General features: G+C 43.9%; 19 protein-coding genes. 12 read left to right on the plus strand and 7 right to left on the minus strand.

Features of this window, described 5'->3' with window-relative positions:
• Nucleotides 1–31: 31 nt before the first annotated feature.
• The 5 genes from IEE83_RS18410 to IEE83_RS18430 all read left to right on the plus strand — a co-directional run bounded on the left by IEE83_RS18410 (nt 32) and on the right by IEE83_RS18430 (nt 4493).
• A complete protein-coding gene (locus tag IEE83_RS18410) occupies nt 32–493 on the plus strand; it encodes a hypothetical protein (protein ID WP_379992151.1) in 462 nt (153 codons plus the stop codon).
• A gap of 564 nt (nt 494–1057) precedes the next feature.
• The gene (locus IEE83_RS18415) at nt 1058–1963 is read left to right on the plus strand and encodes an SDR family oxidoreductase (RefSeq protein WP_194121984.1); all 906 of its coding nucleotides are present in this window, start codon (nt 1058–1060) and stop codon (nt 1961–1963) included.
• Between the two features lie 6 nt (nt 1964–1969).
• The gene (locus IEE83_RS18420) at nt 1970–2896 is read left to right on the plus strand and encodes an NmrA family NAD(P)-binding protein (RefSeq protein WP_194121985.1); all 927 of its coding nucleotides are present in this window, start codon (nt 1970–1972) and stop codon (nt 2894–2896) included.
• A gap of 17 nt (nt 2897–2913) precedes the next feature.
• A complete protein-coding gene (locus IEE83_RS18425; protein WP_194121986.1) occupies nt 2914–3837 on the plus strand; it encodes a helix-turn-helix domain-containing protein in 924 nt (307 codons plus the stop codon).
• Between the two features lie 245 nt (nt 3838–4082).
• Nucleotides 4083–4493 carry a response regulator gene (locus IEE83_RS18430; RefSeq protein ID WP_194121987.1) on the plus strand — a complete coding sequence of 137 codons (411 nt, stop codon included), beginning with the start codon at nt 4083–4085 and terminating at the stop codon, nt 4491–4493.
• A gap of 941 nt (nt 4494–5434) precedes the next feature.
• On the opposite strand, the gene IEE83_RS18435 is transcribed toward IEE83_RS18430, so the two are convergent.
• Nucleotides 5435–5665, minus strand: coding sequence for a helix-turn-helix domain-containing protein (locus IEE83_RS18435; RefSeq protein WP_194121988.1), 231 nt, complete (start codon nt 5663–5665; stop codon nt 5435–5437).
• A gap of 375 nt (nt 5666–6040) precedes the next feature.
• On the opposite strand from IEE83_RS18435, the gene IEE83_RS18440 reads away from it, so the two are divergent.
• Together IEE83_RS18440 and IEE83_RS18445 are read left to right on the plus strand one after the other, a co-directional pair.
• On the plus strand, nt 6041–8545 hold the full coding sequence (locus IEE83_RS18440) for an ABC transporter permease (protein ID WP_310588527.1): 2505 nt from the start codon (nt 6041–6043) through the stop codon (nt 8543–8545).
• 27 nt (nt 8546–8572) lie between these two features.
• Nucleotides 8573–8851, plus strand: a complete 279-nt coding sequence (locus tag IEE83_RS18445; RefSeq protein WP_194121989.1) for a hypothetical protein — start codon at nt 8573–8575, stop codon at nt 8849–8851.
• A gap of 246 nt (nt 8852–9097) precedes the next feature.
• Here the strand turns inward: IEE83_RS18445 and lpdA are convergent, their stop codons facing one another.
• On the minus strand, nt 9098–10504 hold the full coding sequence (lpdA, locus tag IEE83_RS18450; RefSeq protein WP_194121990.1) for a dihydrolipoyl dehydrogenase: 1407 nt from the start codon (nt 10502–10504) through the stop codon (nt 9098–9100).
• A 384-nt stretch (nt 10505–10888) separates the two neighbouring features.
• Between lpdA and IEE83_RS18455 the strand changes: the two genes are divergently transcribed.
• The 3 genes from IEE83_RS18455 (at nt 10889) to IEE83_RS18465 (ending at nt 13903) form a co-directional block, all read left to right on the plus strand.
• Nucleotides 10889–11860, plus strand: coding sequence for an aldo/keto reductase (locus IEE83_RS18455; RefSeq protein WP_194121991.1), 972 nt, complete (start codon nt 10889–10891; stop codon nt 11858–11860).
• Nucleotides 11861–11913: 53 nt separating this feature from the next.
• Entirely contained in the window at nt 11914–12723 is an 810-nt protein-coding gene (locus IEE83_RS18460; RefSeq protein WP_194121992.1) for a helix-turn-helix domain-containing protein, read from the plus strand.
• Between the two features lie 736 nt (nt 12724–13459).
• Nucleotides 13460–13903 carry a response regulator gene (locus IEE83_RS18465; protein WP_194121993.1) on the plus strand — a complete coding sequence of 148 codons (444 nt, stop codon included), beginning with the start codon at nt 13460–13462 and terminating at the stop codon, nt 13901–13903.
• A gap of 48 nt (nt 13904–13951) precedes the next feature.
• Here the strand turns inward: IEE83_RS18465 and IEE83_RS18470 are convergent, their stop codons facing one another.
• The 4 genes from IEE83_RS18470 to IEE83_RS18485 form a co-directional block, all read right to left on the minus strand.
• Nucleotides 13952–15763, minus strand: a complete 1812-nt coding sequence (locus IEE83_RS18470; RefSeq protein ID WP_194121994.1) for a glycoside hydrolase family 2 protein — start codon at nt 15761–15763, stop codon at nt 13952–13954.
• A 157-nt stretch (nt 15764–15920) separates the two neighbouring features.
• Complete coding sequence (locus tag IEE83_RS18475) at nt 15921–17231, minus strand: dipeptidase (RefSeq protein WP_228101867.1); 1311 nt, start codon at nt 17229–17231, stop codon at nt 15921–15923.
• Nucleotides 17232–17320: 89 nt separating this feature from the next.
• A complete protein-coding gene (locus IEE83_RS18480) occupies nt 17321–18742 on the minus strand; it encodes a hypothetical protein (RefSeq protein WP_310588528.1) in 1422 nt (473 codons plus the stop codon).
• Between the two features lie 154 nt (nt 18743–18896).
• Entirely contained in the window at nt 18897–19784 is an 888-nt protein-coding gene (locus IEE83_RS18485; protein WP_194121996.1) for a LysR substrate-binding domain-containing protein, read from the minus strand.
• A 116-nt stretch (nt 19785–19900) separates the two neighbouring features.
• On the opposite strand from IEE83_RS18485, the gene IEE83_RS18490 reads away from it, so the two are divergent.
• Both IEE83_RS18490 and IEE83_RS18495 read left to right on the plus strand, forming a co-directional pair.
• The gene (locus IEE83_RS18490) at nt 19901–20458 is read left to right on the plus strand and encodes a hypothetical protein (RefSeq protein WP_194121997.1); all 558 of its coding nucleotides are present in this window, start codon (nt 19901–19903) and stop codon (nt 20456–20458) included.
• Between the two features lie 295 nt (nt 20459–20753).
• Nucleotides 20754–21014, plus strand: coding sequence for a hypothetical protein (locus IEE83_RS18495; RefSeq protein WP_194121998.1), 261 nt, complete (start codon nt 20754–20756; stop codon nt 21012–21014).
• Nucleotides 21015–21168: 154 nt separating this feature from the next.
• On the opposite strand, the gene IEE83_RS18500 is transcribed toward IEE83_RS18495, so the two are convergent.
• Complete coding sequence (locus IEE83_RS18500) at nt 21169–23535, minus strand: glycoside hydrolase family 127 protein (RefSeq protein WP_194121999.1); 2367 nt, start codon at nt 23533–23535, stop codon at nt 21169–21171.
• Between the last annotated feature and the right edge of the window lie 11 nt (nt 23536–23546).

Genomic DNA, 23546 nt, shown 5'->3' on the forward strand with positions numbered 1-23546 from the left:
AGGCTCCGTAGACTTTATCCGTAGAAATCAGTTGTTAAAAAAATACAACAAACCGTCAGCGACACGAGAACCATTTAAGTTGGTTGGTATTATTTTAGACCAGAATACTTTACATCAGTATGTGGCAGAAAATAATAGTTGTCATCAAAGAGTGTACAAAGGTTCTCCGGTAATTGACCGTTCGGCTGATGCCATTTTGAAAGGTTTCTTTGATTCTTTGATGCCCTACATAGATAATCCGCAAAAACTCACCAAAAAAATTTCGGCGCTTAAAACACAGGAGGCCATTGAACTGCTGCTGCAAAAGGATGATTGCTTTGAAAATATTTTGTTTGATTTTCAAAAGCCGCATAAAATAAATCTGGAGGCCTTCATGAACATAAATTACAAATACAACGTGTCGTTGGCAACCTTCGCCAAACTGACGGGCCGTTGCCTTTCGTCGTTTAAAAGGGACTTTGCCAAAACTTGCATTCTATCTCCTGAAAAGTAGCTGCAGCAAAAACGTTTGGAGCAGGCGTATTATCTGATTTCAAAAAAACAACGCCCCTCAGAAGTTTATCTGGAAGTGGGCTTTGAAAATTTCTCCCATTTTCATCTGCCTTCAAAAAATCCTTTGGACTGCGGCCCTCGGAACTGATGAACCAAAAGGAAAATATCTATCAGTAACCCGGCTTGTAAGCATTTGCGGGACCTTGATCATACAGGCGGATTACTTACCTTTCAGCAGTCCGGCGAAATCAAGATTAACTAGCTTCCGCAATGTTTCCCAGCGCAAAACCATTTACGCTGGGAAAGTCTCAATGCCCTCTGCCTGCCTTGCTTTAAACCCAGAGATTTCACCAAAAAAGCTGCGGCGGAAAAATTCAGCTTCTTTCCCTTTGTTAGAAGGCTACCACCAAATGCTTTGTTTTAATTACAAGCAGAAGAGTCGCAGCCCGTACGTTTCCAAACTTTCATAAACATTTTACGGATTTGGCTAAACCAAACGCAGATTTGGATAAATTCTGCCGGCAAAAGCATGTGATCTTTGTATCAACAAAAAAAGAAAACTATTATGCGCGTATTTGTTACAGGAGCCACAGGCTTCATTGGTACTGCCATTGTGCAGGAATTAACTGGCGCCGGCCACCAGGTGTTGGGGCTGGCCCGTTCGGATGCATCCGCCCAAAAACTGATCGATGCCGGCGCACAAGTGCACCGGGGTGAGCTGGAAGATCTTGACAGCCTGCGCAGTGGGGCCGAACTGGCAGAAGGGGTGATCCATGCCGGCTTCATACACGACTTTACCCGTTTTGAACAGGTTTGTCGGGTAGACCAAACAGCCATTGAGACCATCGGCAAAGTACTGGCAGGTTCTGACAGGCCTTTTATTGTAACCTCTGGCACCGCGCTTGTAAGCCCTGGGAAACTGGCCTCCGAAGATATAATTCCGCCTTTTAATCCGGCCTGGCCACGGGCTTCCGAGCAGGCTGCTGATGCCGTAGCTGCACTGGGGGTACGTGCCGCGGTTATCCGCTTATCACCTTCGGTACATGGAGATCAGGACAAACATGGATTTATACCCATACTGGTTAATATTGCCCGTGAGAAAGGAGTTTCAGCCTACATAGGTGAAGGGCTCAACCGATGGAATGCCGTGCACCGTCTGGATGCAGCCCATTTATTCAGGCTGGCCCTGGAAAACACCGCACCGGGAACTTCTTCTCCAGCCGCACGTTTTCATGCTTCTGCCGAAGAGGCCATTACAGTTAAAAGCATCGCAGAAGCGATAGGAAACCAGCTCAATATTCCGGTTGTTTCGCTGCCACCGCAGGCAGCCGCTGAACATTTTGGCTGGTTCTCTCAGATGGCTTTGATTGACTGCCCTGCGTCCAGCAGCTGGACCCAGCAGCAACTAAACTGGCACCCAACGCATTCAGAATTGATTGCAGATATTCAGAACGGTGTTTACACTCAATAAAAAACCATGAAAATTATAGTAACAGGTTCCTTAGGGAACATAAGCCAGCCGCTGACAGACATGTTGATCGCCCAGGGGCATTCGGTAACCGTTATCAGCAGCGATCCTAAAAAAAAGGAAGCTATCAAAAATTTAGGCGCGATACCGGCCATTGGCTCAATGTCCGATGTTAAGTTTCTTACCGATAGTTTCAAAGGCGCCGACGCAGTTTACACGATGATTCCGCTAAGTTTTACTGAGCCTGACCTAGGCGCATACATGCGCCAGATAGCGCAAAATTATGTAGAGGCTTTTCAGGAAGCTGGAACCAAACGGGTTGTACTGCTCAGCGGCTGGGCAGCGGATCTTCTCAAAGATGAAAACCTGGAACACCTATTTGATCAGCTTACGGCCTCTGTTACGATCTTGCGTCCAGGCGCATTTTATACCAACTTCTACCAGTCTATGGACCTGATCAAAGCCAAAGGATTTATGGGCAAATTTCTGACGCTTCGTTACAGCGGTTTTTGGGCTTTGCTTACCGGCAAGACCGGTCTTCTGATGGGAAATTATGGCGGGGAAGACAGAATTGTTTTCGTATCTCCAAAGGATATCGCCGACGCTGTGGCAGAGGAATTGCAATTGATGCCCAAAGAGAAAACTATCCGTTATGTTGGCAGTCAGGAATTGACCTGTAATGAAGCGGCCAAGATTATCGGAACCGCCGTTGGTAAACCCTGGTTAAAATGGGTTCTGCTCTCAGATAAAGAAATGCTCCAGGGACTCAAGATGGCCAAACTGCCCGAGAAGCTGGCAGAAAGCCTGGTCGAAATGCAGGCAGCCATGCATAGTGGAAAGACCTTGGAGAACTTTCACCGGAGCCAGCCAAAGATGGGTAAAGTAAAACTTGCGGATTTTGCGAAAGAGTTTGCCATAGCTTATCACAAAAATTAACGATCTTTATTTCCGATATGAATACGCACCCGCTTTACCGTTTTCACACGATCACTGAATACCACAGGGCTGCGGGCCTGCCTAAGCCGGCGCACCCGCTGATCAGCCTTGTACACATGGAAGATTTGAAAAGGCCTCTGGCCGAAGGCTCATTCAGTTTGATCTATGATTTTTACTCGATTTCAATGAAAAGGGTGAAGAACACCAAATTCAAATACGGCCAGCAGGCGAGTGATTTTGATGAGGGTGTACTGTTTTTTATGTCGCCAGGTCAGGTTTTTGGTGTGGAAATTGAAAAGGGAAGTGTGATGCACGCTCCTGAAGGATGGATGATTTTAATACATCCGGATTTTTTATGGAACACGCCGCTGGCCAAAAACATTAAACAATACGAATTTTTTAATTACTCAGTATATGAGGCGCTTTACCTTTCAGACAAAGAAGAAACGATGCTCACAAGTATCGCGCAAAATATCGAACAGGAGTACCATGCCAATATTGACCGGTTCAGTGCGAGCGTAATTATTGCCCAACTGGAATTAATGCTGACCTATTCAGAAAGGTTTTACCAACGCCAGTTCATCACCCGTAAGATCACCAGCCACGAAATTCTAAGCAAGCTCGAAGATTTGCTTACCCACTACTTTAACAGCGGGCAGCTTGTTGAGAAAGGACTGCCCAGCGTCACTTACATCGCTGAAAATCTAAATATCTCTCCGGGGTATCTGAGCGGCCTGCTCAAATCTTTGACCGGGCAGAATACCCAACAACACCTTCACAACAAATTAATTGAACTTGCCAAAGAAAAACTTTCCACAACTAATCTAACAGTAAGCGAGATTGCCTACGAACTTGGTTTTGAACACCTGCAATCATTCAGTAAACTTTTCAAGACCAAAACCAGCCTCTCGCCCATGGAATTCCGTCATTCTTTTAATTGAAACGTTAATTGCACTGCGGTTGCAGTACATCGGTACCAAGAGTCTAACGGAAGTTTTGGGAGAAATTTTAAAAACTGTATTTTAAAAGAATGAAAGTATAAACATCGTTAACCTTTATAACATCCAATCTGTTGACAATTTAAAAAGCTAACCAAATATTTAAGCCTACTGACAATTTTATTCCAATAGAAAAATTTCTATCTTTGTAGAGGTAGTTGCCAAATTTTGTAGAAAAGAATTGACATATGATTGGAGATAAAATTATCCATCTGGCGGATGATGATGAAGATGATCGTAATATGATTAAAGAGGCATTGGAGGAAGCTAATGCTGATGTCTATATCATAGAAGCTGAAAATGGATTGGAGCTTTTAAGAAACATTCAGGACTCGGAAGATTTGTCAGAAACGGTGGTTATTGTCGATATGAATATGCCCTCTATGAACGGACTGGAAACTATTCAGGCGCTTAGATCAGATCCGCGCTGTTCGAGTCTTCCAGCCCTGGTGCTAACAACCTCCAACGACCCCAAATTAAAACTGGAAGCTATAAAAGCCGGGGCGAATGATTTTTTTACAAAACCAACATCGATCAGAGTGCTTAACGAGATTGCAAACGATATCGTTGGACGTTTCTTTGATTTTGGGGTCGCCTAATTTTCAGGCAATTTGAAACAACCAAAAAATTGCTTTCATTTTTAGAAAAATAGATTTATCTGTTTTGGATTTCTTTAAACCGGAAGGCCATCAATCGAAATATTTGAAAATACCTCAAGACTTGATTAGCGAAAAGTTTTGCCATTTTAGTTAGATCGTATGCAAGCCGAATTTGAATCTATTTTTACAGATATCAGGTATCGAGTAAGTCTCTTTTAACTGCACCGATCATTAAAGCCGGCATTAAGCCTATATAGGGAAGATTCATTATACCGGAAATGTCATTTCCTGACTTTTACATTCTCCAAAATCGGAATGCAATTTTCCTCCAGCCGCATTCCAGTCTATGGTCCCCACGGAAAAACGCTTTTCTGAAATTCAGACTCTCACCCTACTACTGGCCTAAAAATCTATCTCGGGCAGAAGATTTTTGTTTCCCCGCCTGGTCCACCCCTTATAGGACATGGAGGTATCCATCTCTGATTCCACAAGATCAAAATGTATTTTTAACCGTGTTACGATCCTGGGGTCCGTGCAAAGGACATAGGTTTGAAGTTCATCTTTGTTAGTCAGAAAGCAAAGGTCGTGACTGGGAGGCATTTCGAAATGAACGAAATTCTCTAAAGATTTCCATTTACCAAAAAATACATGTGATTCAATCATGAAGAAAAGTAGACAGGACTTACTTTGTAAAGATATCCGAAAAAATGATTTTGGTCAATATATGGAAGTGATTTCAATTGTAATTTCAGGGATTGGGCGCTTGAAATCTAGATCATTACCTTCACATTTTTAAAATGGAATAACTCTGCTCCATCAATGCTTTGTAGGATTCTTCGTATTCATCAAAGAGAAATGAAAGATCCAGCCATTGAAAAGCAATGTCTTTTTATTGGAAATCGCTTATAGGAGATCAAGTAGCGTGTTAATGGAATAAAGATTCATGGCCTCTCTGGCATGCTTAACAGGTTCAGATCTTTACTATTGACAGGGGCGAGCTCATGTCCGAACATACGAAGTACCTGATTCACTTTTTCAAGATTCAGATTACCTTTATCCTGTTCGATCTTCCGTATCACTGTAAGTGCAACTCCGGCCCTTGAAGCGAGGTCTTCCCGTGTTAACTGCGCCTGCTTTCTTTTTTGTTTGACAAATTCTGCCAACTTTTCCATAGTTTATATGTTTAAGCATATAATTATATAAATGTCTGGTATTTAAGTAACTAAGAAGAAAGTTCCTTCGTAACTATTTAAGTGTAACCAAAAGAAGTGTCTCAATTTACAAATTCCAGATAGCGGACTCCCTATTTAAAATGAAAAAACTATTCTTATTGAATAGCGATGTCCTAAAACGAACAAATCCGTCCGAATATGGACAGATGAGCAATGATAAAACGCTGGTAATTAAATATTTACATAACTGGTATATTTTTTGAATGTGTCTTCTAACCAGCCTTGATAACAGTCGATTTAGACAGCGTTGATTACCCTATCAATACCTTTGACCAAGCGAGGCATTACTGCTATAAAAACAAGACAATTAGCATAGTGCCCGATGTATTTGAAATAGTTCGCCGTGTAAAAACGATTATTGTACAAACATTTATCATCAGCACCATGATCGGAAGCTATATTAAGACATCAGCGCGAAGTTTAATGCGCAATAAACTTTTCAGCTGCATCAACATTGCCGGCCTTGCCATTAGTATGTCTACCGGGCTGCTTCTGATCGCTTTTCTTCTGGAGCTACGCTCGTATGACCGCTTCAACAAAAATGGCGAAAGGATTTACCGGATCACCAGTGTGGCAGCTTTCAAAGGAGAGCAGGGAGGTAAGTACGCATCAGCATCCGTAAAGACCGGAAGGCTTATCCGTCAGAAGGTAAGCGGCATTAAGCAGGTGGCTATTCTTGGCAATGACTTTTCGAAGGATGCGAGCGTTGATGGCAAAACGCTTCCTGTCAAGGGTTACTGGGCAGAACCTTCGCTGCTAAGCATATTTACCTTTCCGATGCTGGAGGGCAATCCCGAAACAGCGCTGCGTGACCCTTACTCGGTTGTTCTTACACAGACGGCGTCAAAAAAACTATTTGGTGAAGTATCAGCCCTTGGTAAGGCAGTCAAATTAGATTCACTCGATTATCAGGTGACTGGTGTAATTAAGGACATTCCATTCTTTTCACATATCAATTTTGAAGCTCTGGTTTCGCTTTCCACAGCTGAACAAATTGGCAAAAACGACAAAAGTTTTCAGGCATGGACCAATATATTTTCAAGCTCGGTATATGTGCTGCTGCCAGAAAACACCGAAATAGCTTCCAGCCGGGCTTCGATCCAGTCTCAGCTCGATGCCATCGCCAAACAGGAGAATCTGGTAGATCAAAATACAAAGATACAGCTCGAGCTGCTCCCTTTGTATGATATCGTTGTCGGTCCGGAGCTGCGCTCAGGCTCCATGAGCGGCGCTGTCGGCCCGCATGTTCCTACTGCTTTGCTCTGGGTACTTGGCGGTTTAGCGCTGGTCGTAATACTTTCGGCATGTTTTAATTATACCAATCTTTCACTGGCGCGCGCCATGCGCCGTTTCAAGGAGGTAGGTCTTCGTAAGGCAATCGGCGCTCAAAAAAGCCAGATATGGCAGCAGTTTCTCATAGAAGCTTTGATGATCTCGCTGACTGCTCTTGTTGTTTCCTATTTCATATTTCTTTTGCTGCGGCCTGAGCTGATCAAGATGGCCCCGCAGCTGCAGCGCACCGTAAAGCTGGATCTAACCCCTTCAATGGCGATAGTCTTTGTTGTTTTTTCCATTTGTGTAGGTGTCATCGCAGGACTTATGCCCGCAGTATTCTTTTCCAGGATCAGCGCCATTCATGCGCTGGGAAATGTCTCCATGCTGAAAGGATTTAAACACCTGACAATCAGACAAATTTTGATTGTGATCCAGTATACAGTCACGCTCATTTTTATTACAACGACCGCTGTCGGTTATGTGCAGTATAAAAACATACTTGCGCTCGATCTGGGATTTAACACAGAAAATATTTTGAACATCAATATGCAGGGCAACAAACCCGGTGCGCTTATGAAAGAACTCGGTGAAATGCCGGAGGTAACTGCTGTGTCCCGGTCGCTGATTGTCACAAGCGTTGGAAATGCCTGGGGCGGTCATATGAAATACAAAGACTCACAGGACTCTGCGCTGGTACTGACTAATCATGTTGACGAAAACTATTTGCCTTTGCATGGATACAAGCTTATTGCCGGCGGAAATTTTCTTACACGACCCGCCTCAGCAGAGGCTTCCAGCGAGGTGATTGTTAATCAGAAAGTTTTAAAGCGGTTTGGTATCCATGTCAACGAACCCGAAAAAGCAATCGGAGAGCAGATCACTTTCAGCAGTTTTCGTATGAAAGAACGTAAGATGACGATTGTAGGCGTCATGAAAGATTTCCACTACGGCAAGGCCGATAATCTTATCGAGCCGGTAGCATTCATGTTCTGGACACCCCAGGACGGAGCGGTTCTTAATGCCAAAATAAAAAGCACTGACATGCTTGCCACAAGAAACAAAATTGAGTCCCTATGGAAAAAAATCGACCGGGTGCATCCTTTCAAGGCCGAATTTTATGACGAGGCAATAGAAAACGCATACAGTGAATTTTCTATGATGATCAAGATCATCGGCTTTCTTTCTTTCCTTGCCATTTCGATCGCGTCCATGGGACTGTTTGGAATGGTAGTATTTACTACTGAAACCAGACTAAAAGAGATCGGCATCAGAAAGGTCATGGGCGCTAGTTCCGGCAGTCTTATCTATCTGCTGAGCCGGGGATTTCTTCTTCTACTATCCATTTCAGCGATCATAGCGCTGCCTGCAACTTATCTGTTGTTCGAAAAATTGGTGCTCAAGAATTTCCCGTACCATACGCCTGTGCAAATTGCCGAATTATCTGCCGGCCTTCTGGCTGTGCTTCTGCTCGCCTTTTGCATGATCGGATCACAGACGCTTAAAGCAGCGCGGCGTAACCCGGTAGAGGTTCTAAAGAGCGATTAAGGTTGATTAAAAAATGATTTATTCCGGATGCTCAGCTCAGGATCGCCATTTTCAAAAGAAGTCAGGCAGCCGTATGCATATCCGGCATTTGAAAGATCGGCCAATGCCGCCTTTTTGATGTATTCACAGACAAGTCACCTTTTGGCATCTGCTGAAAGCATAGACCATACTTCCGCATTTTCAGGATTTATTGAGGCAGCTTTCAGCAAAAAATCTTTTGTCTGCGGCATTTCAGCATTATGGTATATCGTACCAATCGCTAAGAGGATATTTACGTTTTTTAGATATTTGCTCATCCAGATCTGATACTAATTCAAAAGTTCCGGATTGCCATAACCTTTCGCATATGTATATTTTTGATGAGCTTTAAAGCTGTCCAAATTCGCTTCCAGCTCAACGAGCGCTTTTTTGATTTGGTCAGAAGACCCTGTCCCATTCTAGGTAGGTAGCTGGCCAAAAATTTGCCCAGCTACGCAGAATAAAAATAGTGAAAGAAAATATTTTACATAAATAAATCATCAATCTTCACGCCCGGCATCTTTGAATATCCAGTTAAATGTTTAACGCGCCGCTGCCCGATGCAATCAAATAGGCATCTTTCAAAGTTTCCGAATACGTTGGATGCGCATAGGATATTTTTCCCAATGCACTGTCAGTCACTTCGAATTCCATCGATACAACAGACTGAGCTATAATATCAGCAGCTCTTGCGCCGATGATGTGGACGCCAAGTATTTCCCCATATTTAGGATCTGTCAGCACTTTGCTAAAACCTTCCGTATCACCAGAAGCCCGCGCTCTTCCACTGGCAGAAAAAGGAAACTTTCCTTTGTTGTAGGCAATTCCTTTTTCTTTCAGCTGTTCTTCGGTGTAACCAACGCTGGCAACTTCCGGCCAGGTGTAAACGACGCCCGGGATCAGGTTATAATTAATATGCGGCTTTTCACCGTGGATGACTTCAACAGCCAAAACACCCTCTTCTTCTGCTTTGTGTGCAAGCATAGCACCTTCAATCACATCCCCGATCGCATAAACATTTTCTTCTGCTGTACGAAGCTGCGCGTCTGTCTTGATTCTGCCTTTGGGGTCAAGCTCAATTTTGGTATTTTCCAGGCCCAGCCCTTCGGTATAAGATTTTCTTCCCACTGCCACAAGACAGTATTCTGCGGAAATTTCCTTTTCGGCGCTACTGGCATCCAGATATTTTACCGTTACACTTTCGCCATTATTTTTGGCCGATTGTACTTTCTGACTGACAAGCACGGTAATTCCGGTTTTGGTCAAAACTTTTTGCAGCTCTTTGCCAAGCTCTTTATCCATGGTCGGAATCAGGCTGTCTGCATATTCAATAATTGTTACCTTCACACCGATACGCGCAAAGATCGATGCCATTTCCACACCGATAACACCTCCCCCGATAATAACGATGGTTTCAGGTTTTGCGCTTAACGATAACGCTTCGGTCGAGGTAATGATCCTGTTTTTATCAATTTCAACACCGGGAATCGAGGAAGGTTTTGACCCTGTGGCTACAATAAAATATTTACTTCTGACCGAATTCACAGAGCCGTCAGCCGCCTTGACACTCAGCTCATTGTTGGAAAGAAAGGAGGCAGTACCATAAATAATTTCTATTTTGTTCTTTTTCATTAGGTAGTTGATCCCTGAAACATTCTGCTTGACTACCTCACTTTTTCGCAGATACATCTGCTGAAAATTAAGTTTTAAAGATCCCACTTCAATACCCTGATTGGCGAACTTTGTTTTTGCGGCATGGTAATTTTCGCTGCTATCCAGCAAAGCTTTTGAAGGAATACAGCCAACATTGGTGCAGGTACCGCCCAGATTGCTGTATTTTTCGATAATAGCAGTTTTGAACCCTAACTGGGCAGCCCTGATCGCAGCAGTATAACCACCGGGCCCGGACCCTATGACAACGATATCAAATGAATTTTCCATTAAACAGGTTTTATAAATCAGGAATTATGATAAATATTCTTTTACTGAAAGCTGATTTGATTTCCACCCCTTTAAAAATACTTTTTATGTATTTTAAGCGCAGCAGCTTCTGTTCAAAAATACAGGATTAAGTATGCCGTGTCAATGTATATTTAAAGATTTAATTTGTCTTATTTTTAAATTAACTTTTTAAAATTTTAATTTTAAAAAGTTGTAAACCTGCTTTTGCAAACGAATAAACAGAAACGCTTTTTAGAAATCAGCGCGAAAATCCAAGTGTATCTATACCCCATGAGCCATTCAGACAAGTAAAATGAGCCGTATAAGAAAGCAGTTACAGAACAGAATAGATGACCTTTGTATGGTAATCTATAAATAACTGCAATGACAACAATAAAAAAAATAACGCTTGGTAAAAACGGCCCTCTTGTATCCAAACTTGGACTGGGCTGTATGCGGATGTCCGCCGTTTGGGGAGGCCCGGTAAATGATGAAAGTGAAAGTATTGCCACGATCCAGAGTGCGTTGGACAACGGTATTAATTTTTTGAACACCGGGGACTTTTACGGAAGCGGACACAATGAGCTTTTGGTAGGAAAAGCCATCAAAGGCCGAAGAGATGATGCCTTCATTAGCGTCAAGTTTGGCGCAATCTTTTATAACGGGCAATGGATCGGACTGGATCTTCGCCCCATAGCGATCAAGAACTTTATTAATTACTCACTGGTGCGTCTGGGAATAGATACCATTGATCTTTATCAGCCATGTAGACTTGATGGCAGCGTTCCCATTGAAGATGTGATCGGTACAATTGCAGACCTGATCAAAGAAGGAAAGGTTCGTCATCTGGGTGTTTCTGAAATCACAGCTGATCAGCTTCGCTCGGCCAATAGCATTTACCCTGTAAGTGCACTGGAGATAGGATATTCACTGGCCGACCGTCAGATTGAAAGTGACCTTTTACCGGTGGCCAAGGAGCTGGGTATTGGTGTTGTGGCTTTTGCCAATACTGCAGAAGGATTACTGACCGGTGAGATGAAAGCACCTCTTGCGGCTGATGATTATCATATTCACTTCTCACGTTTTCAGGGAGAAAATCTGATAAAAAATCTACAAAAAGTAGACATTTTAAAACAGATTGCGAAAGAAAAGGGATGCTCGCCTACCCAACTGGCCATTGCCTGGGTAAATTCGCAAGGCGACCATATCATGCCATTGGTAAGTATGAGCCGAAGATCTAGACTGCCAGAAAATATGCAGGCCATGGATCTTGTATTCACAGCTGAGGAGATGCAAATCCTTGACAAAGAGTTTGCTGAGGGCGCTATACTGGGTGGCACATACCTTCAACGGTAATACCGGCCGCTGTAAATAACCTTTTTGCTTTTTCTTTTTGTACCTTTAAGCTAATGACAAATCCAACCGAAATCATTCCCGGAGTAATTTTTTATTCTTACCTGTCAACTATGCGGAAGGAAAGAGTAGGATTTCTGACGCACAATACGCTTGTGCTGCAAGTCTCCGGGCAGTTTCTTTTGGAAACATCCAGCCAAAAAGTTTCGATGAAACGTGGTGAAATGCTGCTTATCGGAAAAAATCAATTGGGACAAATCACCAAAAGGCCGCTGCCGGATGAAGATTATGAAACGATTGTCATTTCACTGCAAGAAGATCTTCTCAGAAAGATCGCTCTCGAAGAGAAAATAGAAATAGAAGGAAAATACAACGGGCCACCGAATATTCTTATTCCCGGTAACGATTTTCTGCGGGGTTATTTTCAATCGATAATACCCTATGTGCGAAACCCCGCAGAAAAAATACCGAATGCGATGGGTATTTTGAAAATTAATGAGGCGGTGAAGCTGCTGCTGCATACGATGCCGGAACTCGCAAAATTCTTGTTCGACTTTTCAGACCCCTACAAGATCGACCTGGAAAAATTCATGCTGGGCAATTATCACTTTAATGTTCCGGTCGAAAAATTTGCACAGCTTACAGGAAGAAGCCTGGCAGGATTTAAACGTGATTTCCATAAAATATTTGGAATGCCGCCCCGGCAGTGGCTTCAGGAAAAGCGCCTCAGCGAAGCGCGGCATTTAATTGAAAACAAAAACAAGAAACCCTCTGCCTTCTATCTTGATCTGGGATTTGAAAGTCTTTCCCATTTCTCACACGCATTTAAAAAAAGGTTTGGCAAGGCGCCTACCGAAAGTTTTTAGCTAAGTCATTTGGCGTTTTGTAATACCCGGCCCGCTTGCAGAGTAGCCTGTAATTGCTGCAAAATTTTTACGCCTTTTATGCTTTCGAAAGTCTAGTAAACGAAAGCAGTGCCAGCCACACAGCTGTAATCCGGTAACACGCTCACAGCATTCACCCTCAAAATCAGCGCAGACAGTTTCGGTACTAAACGCCTCCACATTTAAGCCTTGCCTGCCCGCTACCACGGCCAAAAATGACTGTTAACTACTTATCCATCAAAGCAAATTCTTTTGCTCCCCACCCGCGCAGCGTTACTGATTTCAAATTGGGATGAAGAAACCCCGCATGTTTAGAAACTACCCTTTGATGAACGGCTTCGATATCCTCTGTAAGGGGTCTGAATTCTGGATTGTGCTCCCTTGCCAGGCTTTCGTCATTGGAAAATATTGATTCGAGGCCTATCTTTTTCAATCACACAGAACGACCAGCTGCTTTCATTTCATTATGGGTATACTGAACTGAAGACTATTCACTAATAATTTCAAAGCATCTTTGATGTCTTTTAAAACACGTTTGGCACTATTTTAATAAATCTCATAGCAATGCCTGTTGTTATCTGTGAAAATTAATCATACCGGGCACAATTGTATTACTGAAACTATTTTTTCTTTTAATCTCTTTTGAAATGGCCATTCCGGTTTGGAAAGCAGCCGTCATTTTGTTAAATTTAGTATTTAAAATCTAGCTAAACATCGTTTGGACATTTTTACAGAATCATTCAGTTTACAGACCCTGACAATTTTGCTGGCTGAAGATGACAGTGAGGATATCTTGGTTTTCAAGGAGGTAATCTCCGATTTTCAAATCACAATAAATCTGCGCGTTGCAAAAGACGGCGTAGAAGCAATCGAGCTGCTGAGCAGCCTTCAGGAGGTCGATATCGTTTTTCTTGATATTAACATGCCCCTGATGAATGGCTTTGAATGTCTGAGCGAAATACGCAAACAGTCATGGGCCGTTTCGGTCATTATGCTTTCAACTTCAAATACAGAACAGCACGTTGCCATGGCCAAAGCACTGGGTGCAAATGGTTACATTACCAAACCTTCGTCACTGAGCCAGTACAGACAGACTATTAAAAATGTAATAACAACAGACTGGACAAAACAGCAGGCCGATTTTTATCTTGATGTGCCCTGACCTGCCGCAAGGAATCATTTCCCTATCTTCCCTTAAACAAAAATAGCTCTATTTAATACTGCCACCTGCTTGGATAACTGCCTGATTGACCTCCTTGATCCTTTCAAGCTGCATTTTTTCAAAAGCACGGTCATAGGTCAATAGCCCGTTAACTTCATGCTCCACATCGGTGGTTTGCGTGTAGATGGCAACGCTAAGCCCCTTATATTTCATCAGCTGTTCAACCTGGTCCATTAAAAGAATGTAGCGGTCAGTCAGCGCAGCTTTTGTCGGCTCATAACCGTAGGCATTGTTTTCTACCGGCCACATGTGACCTCTCACAAAAAGTCCCAGTCCGCCGAACTCACCTAGCGATGCAGCACGTTTATCATCCGGCACCGATGCATTCTTTGGTCCTATGTAAATGTGGGTGTCAACAAAATCACCGTTTCCCGGATCACCATAAGCTTTTTGATAATCTGGATTATTGTTAAAGCCCGAATTGCCATTAACCAACCTGGATGGATCGTACTTTTTTACCCAATCCGTAATTTCTTTCACATCAAAAGCGCCCCAGTTCTCATTGAACGGAACCCAGGTGATAATCGATGGGGAGTTGTAATTATCATCGATGATCGCTTTTAGTTCTCTTCGGAAAGCAGTTCTTGTTTTTGTGGTGTCCTGGTCGGGATACCAAATTGCAGGCATATCCTGCCAAACCAGTAAACCCAGCTTGTCCGCCCAGTAGTAGAACCGCTTCGGCTCGGTTTTCATGTGTTTTCTGATCAGATTGAATCCTGCATTCTTGGTGAATTCAATGTCGGATTTGAGCGCCTCCTCAGTGGGTGCAGTCAGGATACCATCAGGCCAGTAGCCCTGATCAAGAAGGCCCAGCTGCATGACAAACTTACCATTTAACAAAGGTCTGACAACGCCGTTGACCTTTCCCAACCGGATATCACGCATGCCAAAATAGCTGACAATCTCATCAGTTACATTGCCATTTTTATCTTGCAGGTTGATTTTAAGATCATACAGAAAAGGCTGGTCAGCAGACCATAATTTCGGATTTTGAATCGGAAGGTAAAACAAAGTACCCGCTTCCCCTTTTGTCTGGGCAACTGCTTTCTGGCCATCAAAGGCTGCGGCTGAAACCGTGCCAGGGCCTGCATTTACCAAAATTTTCAGCCGGCTGTTTTCCAGATCAGGCAGCAGGCGGATACTGCTGATGTAGTTTTTGTTTACCGGTTCAAGCCACACGGTTTGCCAGATACCGGAGGTAAAGGTATAATCCCCTCTTGGCCCGTTTTTACCCGAAGGCATCATGCCGTCATTGGGATCATGCGCGGCAACAACCAGGGTGTTTTGGCCTGTTTTTAAAAAGGATGTAATATCTACACTGAAAGCATCATAACCGCCAGAATGCGAAGCTGCCTTATTTCCGTTTACAAATATTGTTGCATCATGATCTACCGCATCAAAATGAAGAATGACCTGCTTGCCTTTCCAGGCAGAGGGAATTTCAAACCGCCTGCGGTACCACATATTGATTTGCTGACTGCGCTCAATGCCGGAAAGGACAGACTCCGGACAATAAGGAACCAGTATTTGCTCAGTGCTGCCTTCGAAGCTGATGGTTTGTGAAGGAAAAAGCGCGCTGGCTGCTTTTTGGCCGCCCACATAATCCCATTTGCCATTTAAACACATCCAGTCTTTTCGCTGTAACTGAGGGCGCGGATACTCGGAAAGCGGGACGTTGGACTCCATTGCCTGTTTTGTCCACCGGGTGGGTAATTTAATCACCTGGGCAACCAAGCTTTCAAAAGCACTAAAAGTCAAAAATAGAAAAAAGAAAAAGTAAACCCGGGCATTATGTTTCATGAACGTATTTTATCTAATGATGCTGAAAACTGCTAATTTTTATTGTTTACGACGGCTTGTCAAAAAACTTAGTACCAAACCCGAACTGGTCTGCTCACAATAATCCTGAATTGTAAGCGTCACCTGCACAAATTAAATTCTTAACACTGCCTTATTTTTATCCCTTATTCCCTTCGGTAACCTGCCGAATTACACGGAGCCAGTTTAAGCCAAGGATCTTTTTGATGCGCTGATCGGTGTAACCCAGCTTTTGCATCGCCATAGTCATCTGTGGATAATCGCTGATATCCTTAATTTCTCGGGGCAGCTCCGGGCCACCGTCTAAATCTGAACCCAGCGCTATGTGGTCCTCGCCTACCAATTGTACACCATAGTCAATCACTTTCGCCAGCTGATCTACATGCATCCAGTACTGATCAGGGATTGTTCCTTTGTAGGTAAATGGAAGCTCTTTGGCAAACTCCTTGTCTACCTCTTCAATGGTTTGGGTGGTAATTTGAGCAGTAAATATCCGCGGAGTTTTAGGCTGGGGATCAGGCTGCACGCGGATTGGGTTGTTGGGCTTTTGCCACGCCCAGTATTTTGGATTGTTGAAAAGGCTGCCAAAATGCACGCCAATGACCCCGCCCTTTGCGGCAATTGCTTTTGCCGCCTCATCAGAAATGCAGCGGGGATGATCGACAATTTTATAAAAGCCTCCATGGCTGTAAATTACGGGATGACGGCTGGCGGCTGCTGTTTGAATAATGGCTTCATTAGACGCGTGGGCCACATTGATGACCATACCCAGATCATTCATTTCCCTAATCACCGCTTTGCCGTGATCATTAATGCCTCCCCAGGTATGAACATCGTTGCATGCGTCAATAAAAGCATTTGTAGTACTGTGAGCAGTCAGCTGCATGGAGCGAAGGCCAAGCTTGTAAAGGGCGCGTAAAAGGTCAAGATCACCATAAAGATCATAGCCTCCTTCCAAATCAAGAAAAGCGGCCATTTTTCCTTTTTTGTTGATCCGTTCAATGTCAGAAGCGGTGAGCGCAAGCTCGATCACTGCATGATTCTTTTTGATCTGGTCCAGCGCAAGGTTAACCACACGAAATGTATTTTTCGTCTCAAACCTTCCCGGATAGTAGTTCTCAGGCGTATAAACCGAGAAGAACATCGCGTCTAATCCGCCTTCCTTAGCCCTTGGAAGATCGACGGTGCCATCTGCATAACGCTGACCTATATCGGTTTTCAGCATAAGCTCACGGCTCATTACATGGGTATGCCCGTCCATGACAAATGCGTCCCGGTGAAGATCAGGCATCGGTTTAGTTTCAAAAGTCAAGGGCGGATTATTTTTAATAACAGGAGCCGGCAACACGGATTGCATTGGAAAAACACTTCCGGCAACCGGAAGAAATGTCAAGCTTTTTATAACGTCTCTGCGCTTCATTGGTCTGGTATAAATTATTCGTTCTGCCATCGGTCCTATGGCTGCAGTATTTAAGTATTTTCTAAAACGGCTCTGGTAATCACACAAATTCGTTTCTTCGCCAAATTGATATGCGAAGTTTATTGAGCAAAACCTCTGATATACGGCGTGTCCGGCGGCCGCTCTCCACTGCTGAACTGCGGGCCTCTTGTAGAGCGGTAGGTCATATTCATGAATGGGGTTTCGATACGCCGGCCCATCTCAGCGTAACGGCCGTTTTCCCAGTTTGACTCCATGGTGTAGGCCACAATTCCCGTAGACAAAAGCAGCCTTTCCGCATTAAAAGGTTCTTTCCCACTCACCATCATCTCGGTGATCCAGTGCGGCTGGGAGTTAGAAGCATGGTACTGCGCGAAGGGACCAGGCCAGCCAAGCATCGAAATGATTTCCGGATCTTTGCGTCCTTCGATTTCACCGGCGTAAGTCCACCCTACACCCTGCCCCGAATATACCGCAGCCTTTGTGCCGTCATTATACTCGACAATACAAACGTTTGGTTTGGTGATATCCTGAAAGTGCCCGGGCTTTAGATCAAAACTTATCCGTACCGCTTCAAGCAGCTTACCAGCCCAGGGATTGCGTTCTGTCCACTTCCAGGTTTCAGCCCCGCGGATGCTCTGCACAGACTTAACGCCTGTCTCACCGCCCCTTCGCCGCTCCACAAAGGCCTGAAGCACATCTACGCAGTGAAAAAGGGCTCCTTCATCAGGGGCGCCTCCGACTACGACAGACGCCTTGATGGGCGTATCTATATCGAGTTCTACCTCGGGTTTTCGGAAGTAAGTCGGTATGGACGAACCTCCGGTTAAGGGAAATTTTAGTTCACGGGATTTGTCAAACATCCACTTGGCTTCGTCCCAGCTGTACGAAAGGTGCTTATCGTTAAAGATAGGTACCGAGCGTTTGCTTTGCTCAAAAACCCGGATAACCTGCTGGTAAATCCACCAGCGCGGCAGCAGCCACTGGCCTTTGAGATTGGTTGGATATTCCCCATGCTCTGCAACAATGACAACACCATCCACTGCCAGTTCCTTCCCGCCAAGGGTAACAGCTTCCCCGACCGTATTAAATATTGGAATATTTTTCGATTTACAAATTTTTTGTCCCAGTCCGCTTTCCGCAAACTGATGGATATAAACCGATACCACCTCAACCCGCGAGCCAGTGTGCGCACCCTGCCACCAATAACCATCCAAAAGTTTAGTTATGATCCAGTCCGCATGGGACCTTGTAGCACCCCAGTAGCTAACAAGGCAAGCGATACGCGGCCGTTTCTCGGTTGGTTGAACAGCAGCAGCACTTGCTGCGGACCCGGTCAAAGCAGTTAAACCGGCCATACCGGTTACTGCAAGCATTGCGCGCCGGGTCAGAAGCGAACCGGGCTCCATGATTTGAGCGTGCAGAGCAGAATCTGACGCTAGGGCACTGACTTCGGATTTTTTATTTGGTAACATATGAAAAGTAGTGTTTAGGAATGATAATACGCCCCTGCCAGTCAGCACAAATCTACACAAATAACAAAACAGGAGTGTTTTACACTTTGGTGATTTTAAAAGGTATCAACAGTAATTTTTTTACTTCATTCATCCATGATCACGGGTAGGATCTAAACTGCAATTCCCGCTTACAAACGGTTCTTTAACCAAAGTGCATTACTTAGCCTTGATCAGGCAAATCTGCCATGCCCAGAAAACCAGCAAATACGATTGCAGATTTTTTCTTGTAAACATCAATAGGCCAGGCAATTGTCGCTTGTCTTTCCATCTCTTTTCCGCTGATCGGCACGGCTCTGAGTGAAGGATAATTAAACAGCGAAGTCTTCATTAGCACCGTGCACCACCTGGCCGTATCGACAAGTTTCAGAAGCATATCAATATCGTTTATTTCAATAGCTGTCTGGACGACTACACCTGCTTCAAAAAGCACTTTCTCTAAAAATGAACGGATACTGTATCCTTTGACCGGAAGCACAAGCGGCAGCCCGGCTAAATCGGCAGTGCTGATATTTTCAAAAGAAGCATAGAGATGATCTTTGTGTACGATCAGTGACAGGACGGATTCAAAAAGCGGATAAGCAATATAATTTTGGGTTTTGCCGGCTGGCACAAAAGACAGTGCGAAGTCCAGTTTCGATGCTGCAATCAGCCCTAAAAGATGATCGGAAGTGCCGAATTCAATGGTGATCCCAATCCCTGGATATTTTTCAGAAAATAAGATTAACGCCTGGGTAAGCAGCTGGGAAAGACCGTAAGTCACCCCGATTGTCAAGGATCCTGCCTGAATATTGCCAAGGTCTCTGATCATTTCGCGCCCGTCCTCTGACTTACGGACGGTATGGATCGCGTGTGGTAAAAACAGCCTGCCTGCTTCCGTCAGCACCACCCGCTTGGCAATCCTGTCAAAAAGTGGAACGCCTAACTCATCTTCGAGCTGTTTGATCTGCTGGGACAAAGTGCTCTGACTGATATTTAAAATTGATGCAGCCTCGGTAAAATTCGACCGCTCGGCCGCCTTGATAAAGTATCTGAGTTGTCTTAATTCCATTTCCGAAGATAAAGAAATTATTTTCTTATCGGAAATACCGATCAATCTGATCGAAAAAAAGAGTTTAGACGATTGATTTTTCGTTCGCACCTTTGAGCAAACAAAAACAAAAGACTATGGAAATCATACAAACATCCCAAAATGCGCTATCACAATCAGAAGTGAAAGCAATCATCAACGCTCCTATCGAAAAAGTCAATATTGCCGATTGGTTACTAAATCTTCCTGATGCAGAGTATCAACGTTGCTCTACCAAACACATTGGTGCTGCGATATCTTCAACATTCGACGGCCAGCCGGTTTCTCTTAATGTTGAAACCATCGGAGACGCGCTTATGGTACAACATTACGTGGCGCTGGTGCATCAGCCGGATTATTGCAGAATGTTATCCATATCCGACGCGATTACTTCGAACGGAAGAACCAAAGTGCAGGTTTTGTGGGAACTTCGTGCAACGAAAATAGATGATAACACCTGCGAATACAGCAATACAATTCATGCCACGGCTACACCCGAATTTTTCGAGTTTATCAAAGAACATCATGTCAGTTTGCAACAAGCACATCAGGCAAGACAACTGGCTTCCGACGAACATAACCGCGAAGAAACACCCCTGTTTGCCAAAAGCATCGAAAACAAGGCATTAACAGGAAAATATAATCAGCCCTTCTAGCCTGATAGCCACCTTTATCTGCTTACCAGGCATCAGTAGTTTGAAGCCGGCCATTCTTGCAAAAATTAATTTCGAAAAATTCTGTAGAAAAAACTGCCATCATGTTATGGCAGTTTTTTCTGTAAAGATTCCCGCCTATTATTACAATGGAAAATCTATTTAAACCCAGCCTTGAGGTTTCAGATTTCAGGATAAAATGGATGTGATCTTCTTAGCTTGTACCGCGGTATACTTTGTCTGGCATAAAACTAGTAGAGAAAATACTTTTAATTATTTAAAACAAAATCACTGAAACATGTCACAACAAGATTCAATAATCGATGACGAATCGGAAAGATTTGAAAAGAAACTTGCTGAATTATTAGGCATTACATACGAAGAGCTTCTGACCACCGAATATGAAATAACCGATAATTTAGGGGAGGATGAAATTGTTTATGACCAGGTTTTAAGATTCACCCAGGATTCGCCAAGATCGGTTCTTGACAAAATTATTGGGCTTAGCGCTGAAAACCAGATCACCATTCCAAATGTGGATCTTGCTGAGGAAGAGTGAAATCTGCTTATAGCCAGACCATTAGGGTAATGTATGAACTGCCGGTCAATAGCCAATAGCCGCTATAATTCTTTTAGAGGCTATTGGCTTATTATTTTGCAGACGGATAAAAAAGAGGCTTGTGTTCAAGCCCCAGCCTTATGAAAAAGTCTTTTTATTTTACAATCTTAACACCGAAAACACGGCCGGCAGTTTTTCCATAATTGGCTTCAATGCCAATTCGAACCAAGGTTTTATCTTTAAGAAGCCCAGGATCGATCCCGTATTCAAAGTCATAGAATTTTCCGGTTTCACCGCCATCCCACTCCACGGTCCGAATCACAGTCCCATCTACAAGAATATCAAATTTTCTGTTTTTATCATCGCCAATGTAGGTCAATAACAGATTGTTTTTTAAAGACGGATCCACCTTCATTTTGAAGGAAAAGAAACCTTTGCTTCTGGCCTCGCGGCCGTTTACTCCAATGGCAGGATCAATGTAACTGTTTGCGCTGGCTTTCAGCTCGTGATCTCTTTCGGGCTGCATTTCACCGATCCTGAATTCATCAATCGTGCGCTCGCCAATTTTTCTCTGACGCTCTTTTTCTGTCTGATAGTCCTTCTGACGCGACGTCCAGCCATCATGGGTGAAAAAATCCCAGTATACGCTGTAATAATTATCATTGGATTCATAAAACGGTTTCAGCTCCGGATCATAAGGTTTGCCAACGCCTTTCATTTTAAAATGCATGGGACGATCCGGAACCGGCGAAATCCAGTCTCCGATATTTCGGTTGTCGGTCAGAAGAACCGGGGTGCCGTACGCTGCATCGGGCAGTGTATCACCCAGATCACCAGCCAGAACAATCGGGCCATACATCAAAGCGATCCTTGAAGCGTTGTCAGCAAGGGCTTCTGCATGAAGGGCCTTATGCGGAGTAAATTTTACCTGATCCCCTTTTTTCCAGACGCGGTCAATAACTAAAAATCCATCCTGGTTTATCTGGGGCTTTATTTTTATTTCATTTACTTCAAGTTCAAAGTTTTCGGCCCAGTAGGGTCTTCTTAACTTCAAAGCAAATTTAACATCTTTCAAAGGCTGAATCAGAAGGTTGATCTGATCCTGATTGGGAAAACCGGTCCTGATGGTTACTGTTGTTTTTGTGGCTTTCCAATTAAGTTGGGAGGGAATAAAAAGGTTTACAAAAAGGCTTTTTGCATCGGCCGATTCATAAAAAATATCTTCTGCATACTTGGCGTGATTTTCAATCCCTGTGCCAACACAGCAGGTAAATGTATCAAAGCGGCCGCTAAAAGTTTTACGCGAACCCATTCTTAAAGGCACAAAATAACACATCATGCCTGTTTCAGGATGCTGAGAGGCCAGTATGTGATTGTAAAGCGTTCTTTCATAGTAATCACCCAGACCTGCACTGGGATGCCAGCTGAACAAATGTTTTGTCAGCTTAAGCATATTGTAGGAAACGCAGGTTTCCGCGGTATTGTCACTTAACCTGTCGTTGAATTTGTCCTCAGGGCCCAGGTACTCATAGTTCCCGTTTCCCCCTATCACATAGCTGTGATGATTTACCAGCGTATTCCAGGTAAAGGCTGCAATGGTGCTGTCGCCCTTATTACCTGTAAGCTCATACTGCGATGCACTTCCAATCGTTTTGGGCACATTGGTATTGGCGTGTTTTCCCGGCAGCGGATCGATCCGCTGCGAAAGGGGCTGCATAACAAAATCATCATAGAATCTGTATGACAAATCCAGATACTTTTTATCTGCTGTGATCGCATAAAGCTGAGCGAGTACATCATTCATTCCGCCGTACTCGCAGCGCAGCATCTTTTGCATCTGCGCAAGGCTCAGATCTTTGAGAATGTTCTCAGCCCAGTCTGCCATGGAGGTGGCTACTTTCAGCGCCTGATTGTTGCCACAATATAAATAGGTATCCAAAAGCCCTGCCATTACTTTATGAACCGTATACCAGGGAGCCCAGCCTCCGTTTAAGTCAAATCCCGACGAATGGATATCACCTTTTGAAACCTTGTAAAATAAACTGTCTTCATTGGGAATCGCGCCCACATAACCCGAGCCGCGCGCATTTTGGCAACGGGCGAGCTCTGCAACGATGTAATCAGCCCGCTTTTTAAATTCGGCATTACCACTGGAAGCATACATCAGACTGATGGCAGAAAGATAATGCCCAAGTGTATGGCCCGGTAAACCTTCACTTTCCCAGCCCCCGTAAACCTGGGCCTTGACGGGAAGTCCTGCATTTTCATAAAATCTGGCTAGCAATCTGTCCGGTTCGATTTGTAAAAGATAGGCGGCGTCTTTTTGCATGGCATTGTAAAAAACACTGCCTTCCAAAAGCTTGACGTCCGAGGGCGCAAAACCGTAAGCCTGGAGCTTAATCACAGGTTTTATTTTAAAACGGTTATCATTTCTTACCGGCATATAAGACTGGCCGGACGAAAACGGGCCGAAGGCTAAAAACAGAACCAAAGTAAAACAGAAGGAAAGTATTTTTTTCATCTTGATCAGTA

The organism is Dyadobacter subterraneus (genome assembly GCF_015221875.1).
Lineage (GTDB): Bacteria > Bacteroidota > Bacteroidia > Cytophagales > Spirosomataceae > Dyadobacter > Dyadobacter subterraneus.